This window comes from Aromatoleum sp. (assembly GCF_036675785.1).
Classification (GTDB): Bacteria; Pseudomonadota; Gammaproteobacteria; order Burkholderiales; family Rhodocyclaceae; genus Aromatoleum.
The window spans coordinates 1-21,743 of the sequence record NZ_JAKFEF010000062.1; the positions used below are offsets into that span (position 1 = coordinate 1).

General features: G+C 65.3%; 16 protein-coding genes. All 16 read left to right on the top strand.

Annotation, left to right across the window (positions count from 1 at the left end):
* Complete coding sequence (locus V6M37_RS12830; RefSeq protein WP_332673857.1) at positions 1 to 1,254, top strand: MFS transporter; 1,254 nt, start codon at positions 1 to 3, stop codon at positions 1,252 to 1,254.
* A gap of 63 nt (positions 1,255 to 1,317) precedes the next feature.
* Complete coding sequence (locus V6M37_RS12835; RefSeq protein ID WP_332673859.1) at positions 1,318 to 3,021, top strand: MFS transporter; 1,704 nt, start codon at positions 1,318 to 1,320, stop codon at positions 3,019 to 3,021.
* Positions 3,022 to 3,164: 143 nt separating this feature from the next.
* The gene (locus tag V6M37_RS12840; RefSeq protein ID WP_332673861.1) at positions 3,165 to 6,920 is read left to right on the top strand and encodes a nitrate reductase subunit alpha; all 3,756 of its coding nucleotides are present in this window, start codon (positions 3,165 to 3,167) and stop codon (positions 6,918 to 6,920) included.
* 120 nt (positions 6,921 to 7,040) lie between these two features.
* On the top strand, positions 7,041 to 8,591 hold the full coding sequence (gene narH / locus V6M37_RS12845; RefSeq protein ID WP_332673863.1) for a nitrate reductase subunit beta: 1,551 nt from the start codon (positions 7,041 to 7,043) through the stop codon (positions 8,589 to 8,591).
* An 11-nt stretch (positions 8,592 to 8,602) separates the two neighbouring features.
* The gene (gene narJ, locus V6M37_RS12850) at positions 8,603 to 9,145 is read left to right on the top strand and encodes a nitrate reductase molybdenum cofactor assembly chaperone (protein WP_332673865.1); all 543 of its coding nucleotides are present in this window, start codon (positions 8,603 to 8,605) and stop codon (positions 9,143 to 9,145) included.
* A 10-nt stretch (positions 9,146 to 9,155) separates the two neighbouring features.
* Positions 9,156 to 9,863 carry a respiratory nitrate reductase subunit gamma gene (gene narI, locus V6M37_RS12855; protein ID WP_332673867.1) on the top strand — a complete coding sequence of 236 codons (708 nt, stop codon included), beginning with the start codon at positions 9,156 to 9,158 and terminating at the stop codon, positions 9,861 to 9,863.
* Positions 9,864 to 9,957: 94 nt separating this feature from the next.
* The gene (locus V6M37_RS12860; protein ID WP_332673868.1) at positions 9,958 to 11,904 is read left to right on the top strand and encodes a type IV pili methyl-accepting chemotaxis transducer N-terminal domain-containing protein; all 1,947 of its coding nucleotides are present in this window, start codon (positions 9,958 to 9,960) and stop codon (positions 11,902 to 11,904) included.
* Positions 11,904 to 12,587: a response regulator transcription factor gene (locus tag V6M37_RS12865; RefSeq protein WP_332673869.1), complete on the top strand. Its 684-nt coding sequence runs from the start codon at positions 11,904 to 11,906 to the stop codon at positions 12,585 to 12,587. Before V6M37_RS12860 ends, V6M37_RS12865 begins: the two co-directional genes overlap by 1 nt.
* Before the next feature lie 22 nt (positions 12,588 to 12,609).
* Complete coding sequence (locus V6M37_RS12870) at positions 12,610 to 13,125, top strand: hypothetical protein (protein WP_332673871.1); 516 nt, start codon at positions 12,610 to 12,612, stop codon at positions 13,123 to 13,125.
* Positions 13,126 to 13,353: 228 nt separating this feature from the next.
* Positions 13,354 to 15,297, top strand: coding sequence for a TAT-dependent nitrous-oxide reductase (gene nosZ, locus V6M37_RS12875; protein ID WP_332673873.1), 1,944 nt, complete (start codon positions 13,354 to 13,356; stop codon positions 15,295 to 15,297).
* A 226-nt stretch (positions 15,298 to 15,523) separates the two neighbouring features.
* The gene (locus V6M37_RS12880) at positions 15,524 to 17,701 is read left to right on the top strand and encodes a 4Fe-4S binding protein (RefSeq protein ID WP_332673877.1); all 2,178 of its coding nucleotides are present in this window, start codon (positions 15,524 to 15,526) and stop codon (positions 17,699 to 17,701) included.
* Between the two features lie 27 nt (positions 17,702 to 17,728).
* A complete protein-coding gene (locus V6M37_RS12885; protein ID WP_332673878.1) occupies positions 17,729 to 18,154 on the top strand; it encodes a transcription regulator in 426 nt (141 codons plus the stop codon).
* A gap of 10 nt (positions 18,155 to 18,164) precedes the next feature.
* Positions 18,165 to 19,439 carry a nitrous oxide reductase family maturation protein NosD gene (locus V6M37_RS12890; protein WP_332673880.1) on the top strand — a complete coding sequence of 425 codons (1,275 nt, stop codon included), beginning with the start codon at positions 18,165 to 18,167 and terminating at the stop codon, positions 19,437 to 19,439.
* Complete coding sequence (locus tag V6M37_RS12895) at positions 19,411 to 20,355, top strand: ABC transporter ATP-binding protein (protein WP_332673882.1); 945 nt, start codon at positions 19,411 to 19,413, stop codon at positions 20,353 to 20,355. The genes V6M37_RS12890 and V6M37_RS12895 overlap by 29 nt, the downstream gene beginning before the upstream one ends.
* 4 nt (positions 20,356 to 20,359) lie before the next feature.
* Positions 20,360 to 21,175: an ABC transporter permease gene (locus V6M37_RS12900; protein ID WP_332673885.1), complete on the top strand. Its 816-nt coding sequence runs from the start codon at positions 20,360 to 20,362 to the stop codon at positions 21,173 to 21,175.
* On the top strand, positions 21,172 to 21,741 hold the full coding sequence (locus V6M37_RS12905; RefSeq protein ID WP_442881015.1) for a nitrous oxide reductase accessory protein NosL: 570 nt from the start codon (positions 21,172 to 21,174) through the stop codon (positions 21,739 to 21,741). The genes V6M37_RS12900 and V6M37_RS12905 overlap by 4 nt, the downstream gene beginning before the upstream one ends.
* Positions 21,742 to 21,743 lie beyond the last annotated feature (2 nt).

A 21,743-nucleotide genomic window follows, 5' to 3' on the forward strand; every position in this document is an offset into this window, starting at 1 on the left:
ATGGCCTCGTCGCGTCAGAAACAGTTTTCGGTGCTCGTCATGAGCACGACGGCATTCACGATGTGTTTCGCCGCGTGGATGCTGTTCGCGGTGATCGGCATTCCGATCAAGGCCCAGCTCGGCCTCAACGAAACTCAGTTCGGCCTGCTCGCCGCGATGCCGGTGCTGACCGGTTCGCTGATCCGTCTTCCGCTCGGGATGCTGACCGACAAGCTCGGCGGCCGCGTCGTGTTCTTCGCGCTGATGCTCTCGACCGTCGCGCCGATCTGGCTGATCAGCCAGGCGACCGCGTACTGGCACTTCCTCCTCGCCGGCCTCTTCGTCGGGCTCGCCGGCGGCTCGTTCTCGGTCGGCATCGCGTATTGCGCGCGCTGGTTCGAACGCAAGAACCAGGGCTTCGCGATGGGCGTGTTCGGCGCCGGCAACTCGGGCGCGGCGGTGACGAAGCTCGTCGCACCCGCGCTCGTCGTTGCGTTCGGCTGGCAGTTCGTGCCGCAGGCCTTCGCCGCCGCGATGCTCGCGATCGCGATCGCGTTCTGGTTCTTCACTTACGACGACCCGTCGCACCGCGTGAATTCCGGCGTCACGTTCGGCGATCAGCTGCGCGTGCTGAAGGACCCGCGGGTGTGGAAGTACTGCCAGTACTACTCGATCGTGTTCGGCGGCTACGTCGGGCTCGCGCTGTGGATGACGAAATACTACGTGGCCGAGTTCGGCCTCGGCCTCGAGACCGCGGCGCTGCTCGCGGCCTGTTTCTCGCTGCCGGGCGGCGTGCTGCGCGCGGTGGGCGGCTGGTTCTCGGACCGCTTCGGCGCGCACAAGGTCACGTGGTGGGTCATGTGGGTGTCGTGGATCTGCCTCTTCCTGCTGTCCTACCCGCACACCGAATTCACGGTGATGACGGTGTCCGGCCCGAAGACCTTCGCGATCCACCACAACGTGTGGTTCTTCACGGTCCTGATGTTCACGGTCGGCGTCGCGTGGGCGTTCGGCAAGGCCTCGGTGTTCAAGTACATCTCGGACGAGTTCCCGGGCCAGATCGGCGCGGTGTCGGGAATCGTCGGTCTCGTCGGCGGGCTCGGCGGCTTCCTGCTGCCGATCCTGTTCGGCGCGCTGCTCGACCTGACCGGCGTGCGCTCGAGCGCCTTCATGCTGCTCTACGGCGTCACCTGGGTGTCGCTGATCTGGATGTACTGGACCGAAGTCCGCCGTACCGACGTTATGCACGGCGTCGCTGTAGCGGCGACGAAGTAAGCGCGCCGTCACCCCCGCCCTCTCCCCGATACCACCAAGCATCCTATGAACAGGAGCAAATCGATGGCACCTGCAAACCTCCGCCCGATTCCGCCGGTCCCGGGCCCGGCCGGAGGACGCGTCGGCGTCCGGCCTGGCGAGCGTCCGCGCGGCCCGGATATCGCCGACTGGCGCCCCGAGGACGAACAGTTCTGGGCCCACACGGGCAAGCGCATCGCCAACCGCAACCTGTGGATCTCGATCCCCAGCCTGTTGTGCGGCTTCGCCGTGTGGCTGATGTGGGGGATCATCACGGTGCAGATGGCCAATGCGGGCTTCCCGTTCACACCCGACCAGCTGTTCTCCATCGCGGCGATTTCGGGTCTGTCGGGGGCGACGCTGCGCATCCCGGCGTCCTTCTTCATCCGCATCTGCGGCGGGCGCAACACGGTCTGGCTGACGACCGCGCTGCTAATGATCCCGGCGCTCGGCACCGGCATCGCGCTGCAGGACAAGAACACGCCGCTGTGGGTGTTCCAGCTGATGGCCCTCCTGTCGGGCATCGGCGGCGGCAACTTCGCGTGCTCGATGGCCAACATCAGCACCTTCTTCCCGAAGCGGCTGCAGGGCACGGCCCTGGGCCTCAACGCGGGCCTCGGCAACTTCGGCGTCACGACGTCGCAGATCCTGATTCCCGCGGTGATGACGCTGGGCCTGTTCGGTGCGATCGGCGGCGACGCGATCCCGCTCGCGAAGGACTCGGCGACCCTGATCGGCAAGATCGCTGCAGGCACGCCGACCTACGTGCAGAACGCCGGCTTCCTGTGGCTGCTGCTCCTCGTGCCGCTCGCGGTGGTCGGCTGGTTCGGTCTGAACAACCTCAAGGTCGTGTCGCCGAACATCGGCTCGAACGGCGCGGCGATGGGTCGGATCCTGCTGATGTATGGCATCGCGCTCGCCGTCTCCGGCATCGGTCTGTACCTCTATCTGCCCGCTCCGACCGGCTCCGGCCTGCTCGCCGGCAACGGCATGTGGATCGTGTTGCCGCTGGTGATCTTCGGCACGCTGTTCGCGCTGAAGGCGGTCGCCACCGGAGAGATGAAGACGAACCTGAACAAGCAGTTCGGCATCTTCGGCAACAAGCACACCTGGTCGATGACGGCGCTCTACGTCGTGACCTTCGGCTCGTTCATCGGCTTCTCCATGGCGCTGCCGCTGTCGATCACGGTGATCTTCGGTAACACCCACACCTTCGACGCGGCCGCGAACGCCTGGGTGCATGCGAAGAACCCGAACGCACCGTCCGCGCTGATGTTCGCGTGGATCGGCCCCTTCGTCGGCGCGCTGATCCGCCCCCTGGGCGGCTGGATCTCCGACAAGCTCGGCGGCTCGATCGTCACGCAGGTGATCTCGGTCGTGCTCGTCGGCGCGTCGGCGGTGACCGGCTACGTGATGCATCTCGCCTACCAGTCGGCCACGCCCGAGAGCTACTTCCTCGCGTTCATGCTGCTCTTCATCCTGCTGTTCGCCGCATCCGGCATCGGCAACGGCTCGACCTTCCGCACGGTCGGCTTCGTCTTCGACCAGGACCAGCGCGGCCCGGTGCTCGGCTGGACCTCGGCGGTCGCGGCCTACGGCTCGTTTATCGCGCCGGTCGTCATCGGCGGGCAGATCAAGGCCGGCACGCCGGAGAACGCGATGTACGGCTTCGCGGTGTTCTACGCCGCCTGCCTCGTCCTCAACTGGTGGTTCTACCTCCGCAAGAACGCCTACATCAAAAACCCCTGACCCAACCAGAGATCTTCAAGAACGAGTGCCCGCTGCCGGACCCGCTCCGGTGGCAGCCGCGGCCCGACGGCTGACGCCGTTTCCGCAGCGAAACCGGCAGCCCGGGCATCGACCGACACGCAACGGATTGACAGGAGCAAGCAATGAGTCATTTTCTCGACCGACTGAAGTTCTTCGATCAGGTGAAGGACACCTTCGCCGGCGGCCACGGCATCGTCACTCATGAAGACCGCCAGTGGGAGGACGCCTACCGCAACCGCTGGCGCCACGACAAGGTCGTGCGCTCGACGCACGGCGTGAACTGCACCGGCGGCTGTTCGTGGAAGATCTTCGTGAAGAACGGCCTGGTGTCGTTCGAGATGCAGCAGACCGACTACCCGAGGACCCGCGAGGACCTGCCGAACCACGAGCCGCGCGGCTGTCAGCGGGGCGCGTCGTTCTCGTGGTACCTGTACTCGCCGCACCGCATCAAGCATCCGATGATCCGCGGACGCCTGCTCGAGCTTTACCGCGCCGAGCGCAAGACCGGCAAGGATCCGGTCGAAGCGTGGGCGGCGATCCAGGCCGACAACACGAAGCGTGACAAGTACGTGAAGGTCCGCGGCCTCGGCGGCTTCGTGCGCACCGACTGGAAGGAAGTCAACGAGATCATCGCCGCGGCGAACATCTACACGATCAAGAAGTGGGGTCCGGACCGGATTTACGGTTTCTCGCCGATTCCGGCGATGTCGATGATCTCGTACGCGGCCGGTGCGCGGTACCTGTCGCTGATCGGCGCGGCCTGCGGCTCGTTCTACGACTGGTACTGCGACCTGCCGGCGGCAAGCCCGCAGACCTGGGGCGAGCAGACCGACGTGCCCGAGGCGGCCGACTGGTACAACTCGACCTACGTCATCATCACCGGCGCGAACCTGCCGATGACGCGCACGCCGGACGCGCACTTCGCGACCGAAGTCCGCTACAAGGGCACGAAGATCGTGTCGATGGCACCGGACTACGCCGAATACGTGAAATTCGCCGACCTGTGGATGCCGGTCAAACAGGGCACCGACGCCGCCGCCTTCCTCGCGATGGGCCACGTCGCGCTGAAGGAATACTTCATCGACCGCCAGGAGCCCTACTTCCAGGAGTACGCGCGCAAGTACACCGACCTGCCGATGCAGGTGATCCTGCGGGCGCACGACGGCGCGTTCGTGCCGGACCGCAACCTGCGCGCGGCCGACTTCGAGGGCAACCTCGGCGAAGCAAACAACCCCGACTGGAAGACGATCGTCTTCGACTCGCGCTCGAACTCCTACGTCGCGCCGAACGGCTCGATCGGCTTCCGCTGGGGCGAAGAAGGCAAGTGGAACCTGCTGCCGAAGGATGCCGCGACGCAGCAGGAAATCCAAGCCGAACTGTCGTGCATCGAACTCCGCGATGACGTCGTCTCGGTCGGCTTCCCGCACTTCCAGCCGGGCGAACCCGGCCTGCTATACCGCAACGTCCCCGCGCGCAAGCTGGTTCTCGCGTCGGGCGAGACGGTGTACGTGACCTCCGTGTTCGACCTGCAGGTCGCACAGTACGGCATCGACCGCGGGCTTGGCGGCAAGAACGTCGCGAAGTCCTACGACGACGCGACCGTCGCCTACACTCCCGCGTGGGCCGCGCGGGTCACCGGCGTGAAGGCCGCCGACATCGAGCGCACCGGCCGGGAGTTCGCGCAGAACGCGTCGAAGACCCGCGGCAAGTCGATGATCATCATGGGCGCGGCGATCAACCACTGGTACCACAACGACATGCAGTACCGGTCGATCATGAACCTGCTGCACATGTGCGGCTGCGTCGGCCAGAGCGGCGGCGGCTGGGCGCACTACGTCGGCCAGGAGAAGCTGCGTCCGCAGGCCGGCTGGGCGCCGATCGCGTTCGCGACCGACTGGCAGCGTCCGCCGCGTCACCAGAACTCGACGTCGTACTGGTACTTCCACACCGACCAGTGGCGCTACGAGACGATTGACGCCGACGATCTGCTGCAGCCGGCGGCGAAGGCCAAGAACAAGGGCTACAAGCTCGCCGACTACAACGTCGCCGCGACGCGGATGGGCTGGCTGCCGTCGGCGCCGCACTTCAACCGCAACCCGCTCGAACTCGTCGCAGCCGCCGAGAAGGCCGGCGCGACCGACGAAGCGGGCGTCGCGAAGTACATCGTCGATGAGCTGAAGAGCGGCAAGCTCGACGTGGCGTTCGCCGACCCGGACGCCGAGGAGAACTGGCCGCGCAACCTCTTCGTGTGGCGCGCGAACCTGATCGGCTCGTCGGCGAAGGGCCACGAGTACTTCCTGAAGCATCTCCTCGGCGCGCAGAACGGCGTGCTGCAGGAAGGCGGCGACGGCAAGGGCACGAAGGAAGTGAAGTGGCGCGACGAGGCCCCGGTCGGCAAGCTCGACCTCATGGTGGACATCAACTTCCGGCTGAACTCGACCGGCGCCTATTCGGACATCATCCTGCCGACCGCGACGTGGTACGAGAAGAACGACCTCAACACCACCGACATGCACCCGTTCATCCACCCGCTGTCCGAAGCGGTGACGCCGGGCTGGGAGTCGAAGTCGGACTGGCAGATCTTCCGCACGATCGCGAAGACCTTCTCCGACCTCGCCGAGAAGCACCTCGGCGTCGTCAAGGACGTCGTCGCGCTGCCGATGCAGCACGACTCGCCGTTCGAGCTCGCGACGCCGCTGGGCCAGGTGCGCGACTGGAAGAAGGGCGAGTGCGAGCCGATCCCGGGCAAGACGATGCCGCTGTTGAAGCTCGTCGAGCGCGACTTCGTGAATACCTACAAGAAGTACATCGCGCTCGGCCCGCTGATGACCAAGCTCGGCAACAACGTCAAGGGCATCGACTGGAACACGGACCAGGAGTACGAAGAGCTCAAGAAGTGCAACTACACCGTGAAGCTGCCGGGGATCTCGTTCGGCATGCCGTCGCTCGAGGAGGACATCTCGGTGTGCGACGCGGTGATGCGGATGGCGCCGGAAACCAACGGTGAAGTCGCGCACAAGTCGTGGTCGGCACTGTCGAAGAAAACCGGCATCGACCACCACCACCTGTACGCCGGACGTCACGAGGACAAGATCACCTTCCGCGACATCCAGGCCCAGCCGCGCAAGATCATCACCGCGCCGACGTGGTCGGGGATCGAGTCGGAGACGGTCAGCTACACCGCCGGCTACACGAACATCCACGAGCACATCCCGTTCCGCACGCTGACCGGCCGCGCGCACTTCTATCAGGACCACGAGTGGTTCCTCGACTTCGGCGAAGGCTTCTGCGCCTATCGTCCGCCGGTCGACATGAAGGCGCAGAACCTGATCCCGGATTCGGTCCGCAAGAAGCCGCACCTGACGTTGTCGTGGCTGACGCCGCACTCGAAGTGGGGCATCCATTCGTCCTACCAGGACAACCTGCGGATGCTGTCGCTGTTCCGCGGCGGCCCGTACGTGTGGGTGTCGGAAGACGACGCGAAGGAAATCGGCCTGCGCGACAACGACTGGGTCGAGGCGATCAACGCGAACGGCGCGACGATGGCCCGCGCGGTCGTCTCCCAGCGCGTGCCGCGCGGCGTTGCGCTGATGTACCACGCCCAGGAGAAGAACGTGAATGTCCCGGGCTCGCCCTCGACCGGCAAGCGTGGCGGCATCCTGAACTCGGTGACGCGCGTGATCGTGAAGCCGACGAACATGGTCGGCGGCTACGCCCAGCTCGCGTACAGCTTCAACTACTACGGCACGGTCGGCTGCCAGCGCGACGAAATGGTCGTGCTGCACAAGATCGCGGACCAGGACATCGACTGGCTCGAACGGCCGCTGACGCCCGAACGCGAGGCGCAGCGCAACCCGGTCGGCATCGGGACCCGCTAACGCACACGACCGAGTACTTCGCGCGCGGGCACGCGGCGACGGGCAAGGGGTGCTGACCCCTCACCCCTTCCCCGCCCGCTCCCGCGCTGCGGAGTACGTAAAAGGACACAGGAGATTCAAATGAAGATACGCGCGCAATTCGCGATGGTTTTCAACCTCGACAAGTGCATCGGCTGCCACACCTGCTCGGTGACCTGCAAGAACGTGTGGTCGAACCGCAAGGGCATCGAGTACGCCTGGTTCAACAACGTCGAATCCAAGCCCGGCATCGGCTATCCGAAGAACTGGGAAGACCAGGAGAAGTGGAAAGGCGGCTGGGAGAAGGTCAATGGCAAGCTCGAGCTGAAGGCCGGCGGCAAGATCAAGAAGATGATCCAGATCTTCGCGAACCCGAACATGCCGCAGATCGACGACTACTACGAGCCCTTCACGTACGACTACGCGCGCCTGCAGAACGCGCCGCTGTCGGAAGCCGCGCCGACCGCGCGCCCGGTGTCGCAGATCACCGGCGAGAAGATGGACAAGATCACCTGGGGCCCGAACTGGGAGGACGACCTCGCCGGTGAATTCGCCGCGCGCGCCCAGGACTCGAACTTCGCGAACATGCAGAAGGAGATGTACAAGCAGTTCGAGAACACCTTCCACCTCTACCTGCCGCGCATCTGCAACCACTGCATCAACCCGGCGTGCGTCGCGTCGTGCCCGTCGGGCGCGATGTACAAGCGCGAGGAAGACGGCATCGTGCTCGCCGACCAGGACCGCTGCCGCGGCTGGCGGATGTGCATCTCCGGCTGCCCGTACAAGAAGGTGTTCTTCAACTGGGAATCCTCGAAGGCCGAGAAGTGCATCGGCTGCTACCCGCGCGTCGAGTCCGGCCTGCCGACCGTCTGTTCCGAGTCCTGCGTCGGCCGCATCCGCTACAACGGCATCATCCTCTACGACGCCGACAAGCTCCTCGACGCCGCCTCGACCGACAACGAGCAGGACCTCTACAAGGCGCATCTGGACCTCTTCGTCGATCCGTACGACCCGAAGATCATCGAACAGGCGATCAAGGACGGCGTGCCGCAGAGCTGGATCGACGCCGCGCAGAAGTCGCCGATCTACAAGATGGCCGTCGAGTGGAAGATCGCGTTCCCGCTGCACCCCGAGTTCCGCACGCTGCCGATGATCTGGTACGTGCCGCCGCTCTCGCCGGTGCAGTCGCAGATCGACCAGAAGAACCTGCCGACCGAGGCCGACGGCGTGATCCCGAAGGCCGAAGCGATGCGCCTGCCGGTGCAGTACCTCGCGAACCTGCTGACCGCCGGCAAGACCGAGTACATCCAGACCGCGCTCAACCGCCTGCTCGCGATGCGTTCGTACATGCGCTCGGTGCACGTCGACGGCAAGCCCGATCTCGGCCCGCTGCTGCGCGCCGGCATCGACGACAACATCGCGAAGGAGATGTATCGCTATCTGGCGATCGCGAACTACGAAGACCGCTTCGTCGTGCCGACCGCGCACGAGGAGATCCGCCTCGACGACTACCACGCGTTCCAGGGGCAGAACGGCTTCACGTTCGGCGCGGATACGTCGAAGGGGCACGGCACCTTCTCGCTGTTCCCCGAGCGCCGCACGACGTCCGCCGAGCCGCGCAACCCGGCTCCGGTCGCCGAACCCCGCGATTGAAGGAAACGACGATGAAAATCTTCCGCCTGTTGTCCGTCCTGCTGGACTACCCGTCCGACGAGCTCCTCGCGTCGCTGCGTGAAACGGCCGGCAACGACCCGCTCGCGTTCGTCGAGGGCCTCGACGAGGCCGACGCGTTCAGCGCGGTCGAGCTGCAAACGATCGCGAGCTTCATCACGACGCTGCTCGAGGCCGACCCGATGGCGCTGCAAGGCGCGTACGTGCAGAACTTCGACCTCACGGCCGAGCACAGCCTGCATCTCACGCACCACATCTTCGGCGAGGAAAAGTCGCGCGGGCCCGCGCTGATCGACCTCGGCGAGTTCTACCGCAGCTACGGGCTGAAGGCCGACGAAAAGGAGCTGCCGGACTACCTGCCGGTGATCCTCGAGTTCGTCTCGACGCTGTGGCTCGACGAGGCACGCGTGTTCCTCGCCGACGTCGCGAAAGTGCTGAAGGTGCTCGCCGACAACCTGGAAAAATCCGGCAGCGCGTACGCGCCGCTGATCCGGATCATCGAGAAACAGGGCAGCCTCGCCCGCCTGGCCGCCTGAGGAGACATCAATGAATCTGCTGAACTTCTTTTTCGGGGTTTACCCCTACATCGCGCTGACGATCTTCATCGTCGGCAGCTGGGTCCGGTACGACAACGCGCAGTACACGTGGAAGACCGACTCGTCGCAGCTGCTGTCGAAGAACAACGTCTGGCTCGCGAGCAACCTCTTCCACGTCGGCATCCTGTCGATCTTCGGAGGCCATTTCGCCGGTCTGGTGCTGCCGCACGGCTTGTGGATCGCGCTCGGCGTCTCCGACATGGACCACCAGTGGCTCGCGATCATGGCCGGTAGCGTGTTCGGCACGATGTGCCTGATCGGCGGCGCGATCCTGTGGCTGCGCCGGATGTTCAACCCGCGGGTGCGCGCAGCCGGCCGCCGGATGGACGCGTTCATCCTGAGCTGGCTGATGATCACGCTGCTCGCTGGCCTGTCGACGCTGCCGGTGTCGATCGGCCACGCGAACCACGGCGACGCCGCCGTGATGCTCGCGCTGTCGGGCTGGGTGCAGAGCGTGCTGACGCTGCAGCCGCAACCGTCGCTGCTCGCCGACGTCGAGCCGGTGTTCCGCCTGCACATGGTGCTCGGCATGACGGTGTTCCTGCTGTTCCCCTTCACCCGCCTCGTGCATATCCTGACCGCGCCGCTCTCCTATGTCGGCCGCGCGTACCAGATCGTCCGCTCGAAGCGCCGCGTGAAGGCGACCGCGTCGGCCTGAACGCCGACGGCCGGACGGCAAACCCCGCCGTCCGGTCTTGCTTCGGGGGCTGGTCGCACCGTAGTCTTGCGCCCTCCCCCAACCGGTCACATCCATGCTGCCAGCCCGAAACAGTCTCGCCACGAAGATCACCGGCATCCTGCTGGTGTTCTTCGTCGTCGCGCTGACTGCGATCGGGCTGACGCTTTTCATGTCCTGGCAATTGCAGGGGGCCGCCGCCGCGATCAACGACGCGGGCAGCCTGCGGATGCGGGCGCATCGCATCGATCAGATGCTGTGGCGCGCCAACGCCAGCTCGCTCGCCGAGCCGCTCGCCTTCGCGGACCGGCTGCGGCGCGAGCTCGACGACTTCGAGCGGGTCCTCGACGAATTGCGGCGCGGCGATCCGCAACGGCCGCTTTTCATCCCGAAGGACGCCGGCATTCCCCGCGACGTCGAGCGGATAGCGCAATTCTGGAAGACGCGGATTCGTCCCGTGCTCGACGCCATCCTGCTCGAACCCGAGCCCGGACGCCTGACGTCGAACCTCGTGGAGTTCGACCACACGGTCAAGAGTTTCGTCACTGGCGTCAACGACGTCGTGCTGAAGATGGAACGCAGCTACGCGCGCAACACCGATATCCTGCGCGCGTCGCAGGTCTCGCTGATCGCGCTGGCGGTCATCGGGACGCTGGTCCTGATCCGTTTCTTCTTCGTCCTCGTGATCCGGCCGGTGTCGGAATTGCAGGACGGCATGAAGCGCATGGAACAGGACGACTTCAACGCTCGCGTGCCGGTGCTCGCGAGCGATGAATTCGGCGAGCTGTCCGAAGGCTTCAACCGCATGGCGGTGCACCTGCAAGGCCTCTACGGGACGCTCGAAGAACGCGTCGTCGCAAAGACGCAGAGCCTTGCCGAAAAGAACCGCGAGCTCGAAATCCTCTACAGCATCGGCGCCTTCCTGCGCGAACCGAACGACGTCGACGGCCTGTGCCAGGGATTCCTCGAGCGGGTGCAGGCGACGTTCGGCGCGCGAGCGAGTTCGGCGCGGCTGCTCGACCACAATTCGCACAACCTCTGCCTGACGGTCCAGCTCGGACTCGACGAAAGCTTCATCATCCGCGAAGCGGTGCTCGACTGCGGCGACTGCGTCTGCGGCGAAGCGGCCCGGCGCGGCTCGTCGTTCGTCTGCGAGGTCGACCGCCCGTCGGCGTTGCTGACGCTCGGCGGCTGCCGGCTCGCCGGATTCCGCGTCGTCTCCGCGACCGCGATCACCGCGGGCAAGCAGACGCTCGGCATCTACAACCTGTATTTCACCGACATGCGGCCGCTCTCCGAATCCGACCAGCTGCTGCTCGAGACGCTCGGCCAGCAGCTCGGCATCGCGATCGAAAACCAGCGCCTGCAGGCGAGCGGCCGCGAACTCGCGGTGTCCGAAGAGCGCAACCTGCTCGCGCGCGAACTGCACGACTCGATCGCGCAAGGCCTTGCGTTCATGAACCTGCAGGTGCAGATGCTCGAGGACGCGCTCGACCGCGACGAACCGCGCGAAGCCCGCGACACTCTCGCGATGCTCCGCCAGGGCGTGCAGGAGAGCTATGACGACGTGCGCGAGCTGCTGGTGCATTTCCGCACGCGGGTCGAGAAGCAGGATCTCGGGATGGCGATCGGCGCCACGCTGCGTCGCCTCGCCGACCAGACCAGTATCGCGACCGATCTCAAGATCGAAGGCGACGCCGCGCCGCTCGATGCCGAATCGGAAACGCAGATCCTCTACATCGTGCAGGAGGCGCTGTCGAACGTGCGCAAGCACGCGAACGCGCGCTCGGTGAAAGTCGCGGTGCGGCGCGGCGTCGAGGGGCTCGTCGTCACCGTGCGCGACGACGGCGTCGGCTTCGACGAAGCCGATCGCAGCGCGGCCGCGCGGGAAGCGCACATCGGGCTGCAGATCATGCGGGAACGCGCCGTGCGCATCGGCGGCAAGTTCGCGGTAAGCTCGTCACCGGGCAACGGAACCGAAGTTCGCCTCGAACTCCCCCGCCTGTACAAGGAAATTCATTGATGCCAGAGCCGATCCGCGTGCTTCTTGTCGACGACCATGCGCTTTTCCGCAGCGGCATCAAGTCGCTGCTGCAGCGCCACGCGGAGTTCGAAATCGTCGGGGAAGCCGGCGACGGCATGGAGGGTGTCAAGCGTGCCGGTCAGCTCGAGCCGGACGTCGTGCTGCTCGACTTGCATATGCCGGGCCTGTCCGGCCGCGACGCGGCGGCGATGATGGCCGAGGAGTCGCCCGCCTCCCGCGTGCTGATGCTCACGGTTTCCGAGGACGCCGAGGACCTGATCGAAACGTTGCGCGCGGGCGCGTGCGGTTACCTGCTGAAGAACATCGAGGCCGAAACCCTGATCTCGGCGATCCACAAGGCGGCCGAAGGCGAATCGATCATCTCGCCGCAGATGATGGGCAAACTCCTGAAGGGCGTGCGCGGCGAGCTCCCGCCCCGCGCCAACCCCGCGCAGGCCGTCGTCGCGTCCGAACTCAACAAGCTGTCGCCGCGCGAGCGCGAGATCCTCGGCTTCATCGCGCGCGGCCAGAGCAACAAGGAGATCGCCCGTGAACTGGACCTCGCCGAGAGCACGGTGAAGATCCACGTCCAGAACATCCTGCGCAAGCTCAACCTAACGAGCCGCGTGCAGGCCGCGGTATTTGCGGTGGAACAGGGAATCGTCCAGGATCCCGACGCCTGACCCCGGGCCGACGGAGACGGCATTGGCGCCCTCGACACCTACTCGGACCGCGACGTTCGTCCGCACCGTCCTGCCGTTCGCGGCGATTCCGCCGCTCATGATCGTGTTCGCGATGCGCGATCACCCGGAGGTCTACCGGCTCGACCCGCTGTCCGCGAACTGGGAATGGATCGCGCTGCTCGTGTTCGTCGCCGAACTCGCAACCGTCACCCTCGTCGCCGCGATGCTGCGCCTGACGGCACCCTCCAGCCAATCGCGCCCCTCACCGGCGCAAGCCTATGTGTTCGCGGCCCGCACCGCGTCACCGCTGTGGGCGTCGGCCATCGTCCTCGCGGTGCCGAGCCTCGCGGCGCTCGTCGCCGCTCACCTGCTCGCGCACGTCGTCGCGCTGCGCTCGCTCCACCGCGATATCCGGGACCAGTTGAAGATCGCCGACGACCTCGAGACGCTGCATGTCGCCTACATGGTGTACAGCGTCGCCGTCGTGCTGTGGATCCCGCTGGTGCTGATGATCTTCGTGTCGCTGTCGCCGGCCTGAGCCCCGCGCCGCGTCCTGCCCGTCGGCATGCCTGTAAATCCCCTTCGACTACCGGGTTTCCTTAATCTTGGTCAAGGATTCGTGGAGCATGCTGTCCTAAAGTGCCGCGTGCGCCCGACGCAGCCCGCGCGCCCAACCTTACCTAATCACAAGACGGTCCCGCCCTTGCGGCAAGGGCGAGCGAACGTCGATGAAGAAGCGATCACCTTGTAAAACGGAGTCGATCACATGAGCCAGCACCCGGATCAAAAGCTTGACGGCCAACCGGACCCGAGCCGCCGCAAGTTCCTCAACACCGCCGCGTTCGCCGGTCTCGCCGGCGCGGGCCTTTCCGTCGGCCTGTCCGCATGCAAGCAGGAACAGGCCCCGGCGCCGGGCGCCGAGGCGCCCGGCGCCGCTCCTGCGGCGCACGCGACGTCTGCTGGCGTGCATCTGAAGCCGGGCGAACTCGATACGTATTACGGTTTGTGGAGCGGCGGCCACACCGGCGACTTCCGCGTGCTCGGCATGCCTTCGGGCCGGGAGCTGCACCGGGTGCCGTGTTTCGTCCCCGACGCGCTGACCGGCTGGGGCCTCACGAACGAATCGAAAGCGATCATGGGCACGAAGCCCGACGGCAGCTTGAAGTACACCGTTGGCGATACGCACCACACGCACGCGTCGTACAAGGACGGCAATTACGACGGCCGCTACGCGTGGATCAACGAAAAGATCAACAGCCGCATCGCCCGCATCCGGCTCGACTATTTTATCTGCGACAAGATCATTGAAATCCCGAACGTCCAGGGTTTCCACGGCATCTTCCCGGACAAGCGCGACCCGGTCGATCCCGCCATCAACTACACGACCCGCGTGTTCTGCGGTGCCGAGTTCCAGGTTCCGCTGCCGAATAACGGGACCGATCTCGAGGACACGTCGAAATACCGTGCGCTCTTCACCTGCGTCGACGCCGAATCGATGGAAGTCCGCTGGCAAGTCCTGATCGACGGCAACTGCGACCTCACCGCGACGTCGTTCGACGGCAAGCTCGCCGCGACGAACCAGTACAACCTCGAAAGCGGCGTCCATTACGTAGACATGATGTCGGCCGAACGCGACGCGTGCCTGTTCTTCAACATCGCCCGCATCGAGCAGGCGGTGAAGGACGGCAAGTACACCACGATCGGCGATTCGAAAGTCCCCGTCGTCGACGGCACGCGCGCAGCGAACAAGGATCCGAAGACCGCGCTCACCTGCACCGTCAGCGTCCCGAAGAATCCGCACGGCGTGAACGCCACCCCGGACACCAAGTACTTCATCTGCGCCGGCAAACTGTCGCCGACCGCGACGGTGATCGAAGTTGCGAAGGTGCTCGACTGGTTCGACGGCAAGCTCGAGAACCCCGACCAGGCGATCGTCGCCGAAGTCGAGATCGGCCTCGGCCCGCTGCATACGGCGTTCGACGGCCGCGGTAATGCATACACGACGCTGTTCCTCGACAGCCAGATCGTGAAGTGGAACATCGACGCGGCGATCAAGTTCCACGGGGGTGACAAGGCGGCACAGTACGTCGTCGATCGGCTGGACGTGCATTACCAGCCGGGCCACATCAACGCGTCGCAATCGGAAACCGTCGCGGCGGACGGCAAGTGGCTGTGCGTCGGATGCAAGTTCTCGAAGGACCGCTTCCTGCCGGTCGGTCCGCTGCATGCGGAAACCGAACAGCTGGTCGATATCTCGGGCGAGAAGATGGTGCACGTCGCCGACCACCCGGTCCGTCCCGAGCCGCATGACTTCATCATTTTCAAGCGGGAGTTGCTCAGTCCGAAGCAGGTCTACACGCTCGAGGACTTCCCGCATGCGGTGAAGCTGCCTAGTGAGTCCGGGGTGTTCCGCGAGGGCAAGAAGGTCACCGTGAAGTTGACCTCGCAGGCCCCGGCGTACAGCCTGCCGGAGTTCAAGGTGAAGGTCGGCGACGAAGTCACGCTGATCCTGACGAACCTCGACAAGATCGAAGACTTGACGCACGGCTTCGCGATTCCGAAGTACAACATCAACTTCATCGTGAACCCGCAGGAAACTGCCTCGGTGACCTTCAAGGCCGACAAGGCCGGCGTGTTCTGGTGCTACTGCACGCACTTCTGCCACGCGCTGCACCTCGAGATGCGCAGCCGCATGATTGTCGAGGCGTAAGCGACGCCGCTTCCGTCTCGCAAGACCTGCCGGATGGGTTTTGTTTCCGGCAGGTGCAACACCCTCCCCCGTACCGGGGGAAACCGATGGGGTGATCGTTTCGAGGGGCTGCGCGCCCCTCGTTTTTTTGCTGTTTCAGCAGTCACTAATTTATTAATTGACCAGGAACAATTACATACGGGGGCAGGGTTTTTAGACTGCCAATACCCCCGCAAACGGAACTGCCATGAACTTCCCGGCCGTACTTCGGAACATTCTGGTTTCCCTCGCGCTGGTGCTGCCCGCATCCGCAGCCCTCGCCGACGCGTACGAGGCGAAGCTTCCCGACGAACTCAATACCGCCCCGCAGATGTGCGACCATGTCCCGTGCGGCGAGGTGCTGCCCGGCGCGACCTCGTTCTCGGAGCGCAAGGGACAGCCCCCGTACGTCGAAGGCTATGCGGACGAGAACGGGGCGAAGCGCAAGGTCGGCTACGTGATGCTGTCGACCGACATCACCGACACGCCCGCGTACTCGGGCAAGCCGGTCGTCACGCTGGTCGGCATGGATTTGCAGGGTCATTTCACAGGCGTGAAGATCCTGAAGCACTCCGAACCGATTCTTCTGCTCGGCATTCCCGAATCGGCGTTGATCCGTTTCAACCAGCAGTACCTCGGCAAGTTCATCGGCGACAACATCGAGATCGGCCGCTCCCGCCCCGAAGAAGACATCATCGGCCTCGACGCGATTTCCGGTGCGACGGTGACCGTGATCGCGCAGAACCAAGTAATGATGACTTCGGGCACCGCGGTTGGTCGCCAGGTCGGCATCCTGAAGCCGACGATCCGCGAACAGGCGAAGTTCATCGAGACCGGCGCGAAGCCCGACTGGGCGGCGCTCGTGAAGGAAGGCAGCATCCAGCGCTTGACGGTGACGCCCGAGCAGGTCGGACTGCCGCGCGGCAAGGAGCCGTTCATCGAGCTGTGGTACGGCTACCTAAATCAGCCGGACGTCGGCCGGGCAGTCCTCGGCGACGGGCCGTGGCGCGCATTGATGAGCCGCCTGAAGGAAGGCGAACATGCGCTGTTCGTGATCCGCACCGCGGGCAAGGAATCGTTCAAGGGCTCGGGCTTCGTGCGCGGCGGCATCTACGATCGCGTGCAGGTACGCCAGGGCGCGGACTCGTTCACGTTCCGCGACCTCGACGCGGTGAATCTCTACGGCATTCCGGCGGCGGGCGCGCCGGCGTTCAACGAGTCGTCGATCTTCATCATCCGTTCACCGGCCTTCTCGGGCGCGTACCCGTGGAAGCTCGTGTTTCTCGGCAACCGGGTCGACCGCGAAACCGGTGCGCGCAGCTTCGCGAATTTCGACAGCGAGTATTGGCTGCCCGCGGCGTACCTCGAGGGCGGCCGACCCGAGGTCGTCAAGCCAGACGCGCCGTGGGTCCGCGTATGGAAGACGCGCGCCGTCGAGATCGGGCTGTTCGCCGCGCTGCTCCTCGGCGTCGGCACTGCTTACACGTTCCGCGACCGCCTCACGCGCCGCTCGACGCACAAGAACAAGTGGCCGGTCAATATGTTCAAGTACACCGCGTGGGTCGTGAGCATCGGCTACGTCGGCTTCGGGCTGCTCGCGCAGCCGTCGATCACGCAGGTGCTGACGTGGTTCCACGCGCTGCTGTTCCAGTGGAAGTGGGAGCTGTTCCTGACCGACCCGTTCATCTTCCTGTTCTGGATCTTCATCATCGTCACGGTGTTCGTCTGGGGCCGGGGCCTGTTCTGCGGCTGGCTGTGCCCGTTCGGCTCGCTGTCGGAACTGCTGTACAAGCTCGGCAGCGTCGTCGGCCTCAAGCGCTTCCAGTTCCAGTTGCCGCGCAAGTGGCACGACCGCCTGAAGTGGGTGAAGTACGCCGTGTTCTTCGGGCTGCTCGCGGTGTCGTTCTTCTCGATGGGACTCGCGGAGAAGCTCGCCGAAGTCGAGCCGTTCAAGACGACCTTCCTCGTCGGCCTGTTCAACCGCAGCTGGCCCTACACGCTGTTCGCCGCAGGTCTGCTCGGGCTGTCGATCTTCATCGAGCGGCCGTTCTGCAAGTACCTGTGCCCGCTCGGCGCCTCGCTCGCGATGCCTTCGACGTTCCGCTGGTTCGGTCTCGACCGCAAGCAGAAGTGCAATTCCTGCAAAGCGTGCGGAGTGGCGTGCGGCGCGCAGGCGATCGACGCGAACGGACGCATCGACCAGCGCGAGTGCCTGCACTGCCTCGAGTGCATGGTCCTCTACACCGACGAGCGCGCCTGCCCTGCGCTGTCACAGGAGCGCAAGCGCCGCACGAAGGCCGGCCTGCCGCTGACCCCGATCGGCAATGACGGGTATTACATCCCGATCGAGCCAGCACCGGCCTCGGAAGCGAAGTCCGCGGCCTGATCGCGACGAGATCTGGAGATTACGACAATGGTCAATCCGACAATGCCGACCGATCCGGCGACGCCCTACCCGCACCGGGACAGCGCGCTCGCGATCCTCGCCGCCGAAATCTGGGACCACCTGTGGCCGTGGAGCCGACAGGGCTTTCAACGCCAGCGCGCGATACAGGCCGCCAGCCTCGCGCTCGCGCTTGCAGCGAGCGTCGTTTGGGTGCTCGCCGCGATGGGCGAGTTGCCGGCCGGCGCCGTGATCGGCTGGTGGTTCGGCTGGAGCGTCTTCGAAGTCGTCGTGCGCCTCGGTTCGAAGCCGTACGTGAAAGAAGGCCCGTGGTGGGGCCGACGCTATCGCGTCGCGAACACGATGGACATGATCTGCTACGTAGGCTTCAAGAATCTGCTGATCGGCGCGACGCTGTTTCTCGCATTCAAGTCCCTGGGCCTGCTGGTACCTTAGGCACGCGCCGATGCGCCGCTCGCTGCTCGAACTCGCGCTGTCCGCAGCGCTGCTCCTCTACGGCGCGGCGCACGGGGCGACGCTGACCGTCGTGCCCGGCCAGTCGATCCAGGCGGCGATCGAACGCGCAGCGGTTGGCGACGTGATCGAAGTCGAGCGCGGCCATTACGTCGAGAACCTGCTCATCGCGAAGTCGCTGACTCTGAAGGGGATCGACCGCCCGACGCTGAGCGGCGGGATGAAGGACGACACGATCCGCGTCACGGGGGAGGACGTCGTCATCGACGGCCTGATCGTCCGCGATTCCGGCGACAGCCTCGGCGGTCAGAACGCTGGCATCTACCTGCGGCCCGGCGCACACCGGGCGATCGTGCGCAACTGCGACCTCACGTACAACCTCTTCGGGCTTTGGATCGAGAAGGCGAACGACGTGCGGATCGAGAACAACGTGATCACCGGCAAGCGCGACTACCAGTCATCGCAGCGCGGCAACGGCATCCAGCTCTACAACACGACCGGCGCGCGCATCATCGGCAACCACATCAGCTTCGTGCGCGACGCGATCTATGTCGACGTATCACACCGCGCCGTGTTCCGCGGCAACCGCCTGCACCACAGCCGCTACGGCACGCACTACATGAACTCCTACTACAACCTGTGGGAGGACAACGACGTCTATATGAATCGCGGCGGCCTCGCGCTGATGGAGGTGCGGGACCAGGAGGTCCGCAACAACCGCGCCTGGGGCAACTCGGACCACGGCATCATGCTGCGCACGATCCAGGACTCGGTCGTCGAGGACAACATCGTCGCCGGCAACCAGCGCGGCTTTTTCATTTACGACGCCGAGTACAACACGCTACGCGGCAATCTCGTCGTCGACAATATCGTCGGCACACACCTCTGGGCCGGCTCGAAGAACAACGTCGTCGAGCGCAATGATTTCATCGGCAACCGCGAGCAGGTCCGCTACGTCGGCGCGCGCGACGAGCCTTGGGGCGTCAAGGAAGGCAATTACTGGAGCAACTATCTCGGCTGGGACCGCGACGGCGACGGTTTGGGGGACGTGCAGTACGAGGCGAACGACCTCGTCGACCGCCTGTCGTGGCAGCACCCGCTGATGAAACTGCTGCTCGCGAGCCCGGCAGTGCAGACCCTGCGCCTGGTCGGGCAGCAATTTCCGCTGCTGCGCGCGCCGAGCATCGTCGACCGCAATCCGCTGATGCGGCCGAAACATGAAAACTGGAGAAACTGGATTGGCAGGCACTATCCCGGCTCCCGCTGACCGCAGCGCCGACGCGGTCGTCGCCGTGCACGGCGCGACGAAGCACTACGGGCCGATTCGCGCCGTCGATGGCGTCGATCTCGACGTCCGCCGCGGCGAGCTATTCGGCCTCATCGGCCACAACGGCGCCGGCAAGAGCACGCTGTTCAAGATGATGCTCGGCCTCATCCCCGCGACGTCGGGCGACATCCGCATCGCGGGCGCGCCGGTGACCGGAAGCGGCTTTCGCGCGGTGCGCCGGACTGTCGGCTACCTGCCGGAAAACGTCGTCCTTTATGACAATCTCACCGGCCTCGAAACCCTGCGCTTCTTCGCCCGCCTGAAGCGGGTGCCGGCGAACGAATGCGGTGCCGCGCTCGAGCGCGTCGGCCTCGCCGCCGCAGCGAACCGCCGCGTCCGCGAGTATTCGAAAGGCATGCGGCAGCGGCTCGGCTTCGCGCAGGCCCTCCTCGGACGGCCGCGGATCCTGTTCCTCGACGAGCCGACGACCGGCCTCGACCCCGAGGCGATCCGCGAGTTCTACCTGATCCTGCGCCGCCTCAAGGCCGACGGGGTGACGATGATCCTGACCTCGCACATCCTCGCCGAGATCCAGGAACGGGTCGACCGCCTCGCGATCATGGCGGACGGCAAGGTGCAGGCGACCGGCACGGTCCAGGCGCTGCGCGAACAGATGGATCTGCCACTGTGGTTCCAGGTGCGGCTCGCGCCGCCGGATTTCGAAAGCGTTCGTGGCGCGCTGTGCGATCTGCCGGTGCTCGCGGTGGAAGCGCGCGAGGATCACGTCGCCGTGCAGTGCCGGCGCGACCAGAAGATGGTCGTGATGCAGGCGCTCGCCTCGCTGGGCGGAAAGATGGTCGACCTCCACGTTCACGAACCTTCGCTCGAAGACGTGTTCTTCGGTTTCTCGGATTAGAAGCATGGAACCGCGACAAATCGGCACGATCGCCGCCAAGGAATTCTGGGACCGCATCCGCAATCGCTGGGTGCTCGCCGTTGCGCTGGTATTCACCGCCTTCGCGCTCGTCATCGCCTATTTCGGCGCCGCGCAACAGGGCACGATCGGTTTCCGCTCGATCGAGGTCACGATCGCGAGCCTCGTGTCACTCGTGATCTACCTGATCCCGCTGATCGCGCTGGTGCTCGGCTTCGACGCGATCGTCGGCGAGCGCGAACGCGGCTCGCTCGACCTGCTGCTGTCGATGCCGATCACCCGCCTCGAACTGCTGCTGGGCAAGTATTTCGGACTCGCGGGAGCCCTCGCCTTTTCGACCGTCGCCGGCTTCGGCCTCGTCGCGGTCGTCCTTTCGGCGCAACTCGACCTCACCGCCCTCTTCCATTTCTTCGGCTTCGTCGCGAGCTCGGTGCTGCTCGGCATGGCGTTCCTGAGCATCGCGGTAATGCTGTCAGTGTTCGCCGCCGATCGTACGCGTGCGTCGGGGCTCGCGATCGCGACCTGGTTCTTCTTCGTGCTGGTGTTCGACCTGCTGCTGCTCGGCGTCCTCGTCGTCACCGGCGGCAGCTACGGCGGCGAGAGTCTTCCTTACCTGCTGTTGCTCAATCCGGCCGACGTCTTCCGGATTCTCAACATCTTCACGCTCGACGAAGTCCGCACGCTGTATGGACTCGCGACCGTTTTCCCCCGCGCGCTGGCGGAGCCGTGGCTGCTCACCCTGGTGATGCTCGCGTGGATCGTGGCACCGCTCGGTGTCGCCAGCTGGAGATTTGGCAAATGAACGCCCGACGCGAATCGAGTCCGCACCCCCGCATGAACCCCTTGCGCAACCCCCTTCTTCGCAACCTCCTCGTGATCTGCTTCGCAGCGACGCTGCTTGCCGCGTGCGGCAAATCCGAACAGACCGCGGCGCTGGTCCCGGTCGAAATCGACCGCAGCACCTCGTGCTCCCTCGACGGGATGCTGCTAGCCGACTATCCCGGCCCGAAGGCGCAGATCCACTACGCCGACCAATCCGAGCCGGAGTTCTTCTGCGACACGGTCGAGATGTTCTCCGTCTATCTGAAGCCGGAACAGGTCCGTCCAGTGCGGGCGCTGTTCGTCCAGGACATGGGCAAAGCCGACTGGAACGAGCCGAAGAACAACTGGATCGATGCGAAGAACGCCTGGTACGTCCACGGCAGCTCGCGTCACGGCTCGATGGGACCGACGATCGCGTCGTTCGCGCTCGAAGGCGACGCGCAGAAGTTCGCCGCCGAGCACGGCGGGAAGGTGCTCGCGTTCGCCGACGTCACCCCGGGGATGGCCGCGACCGACGGCGGCGCGCTTCACGACAAGAGCATGTAAAC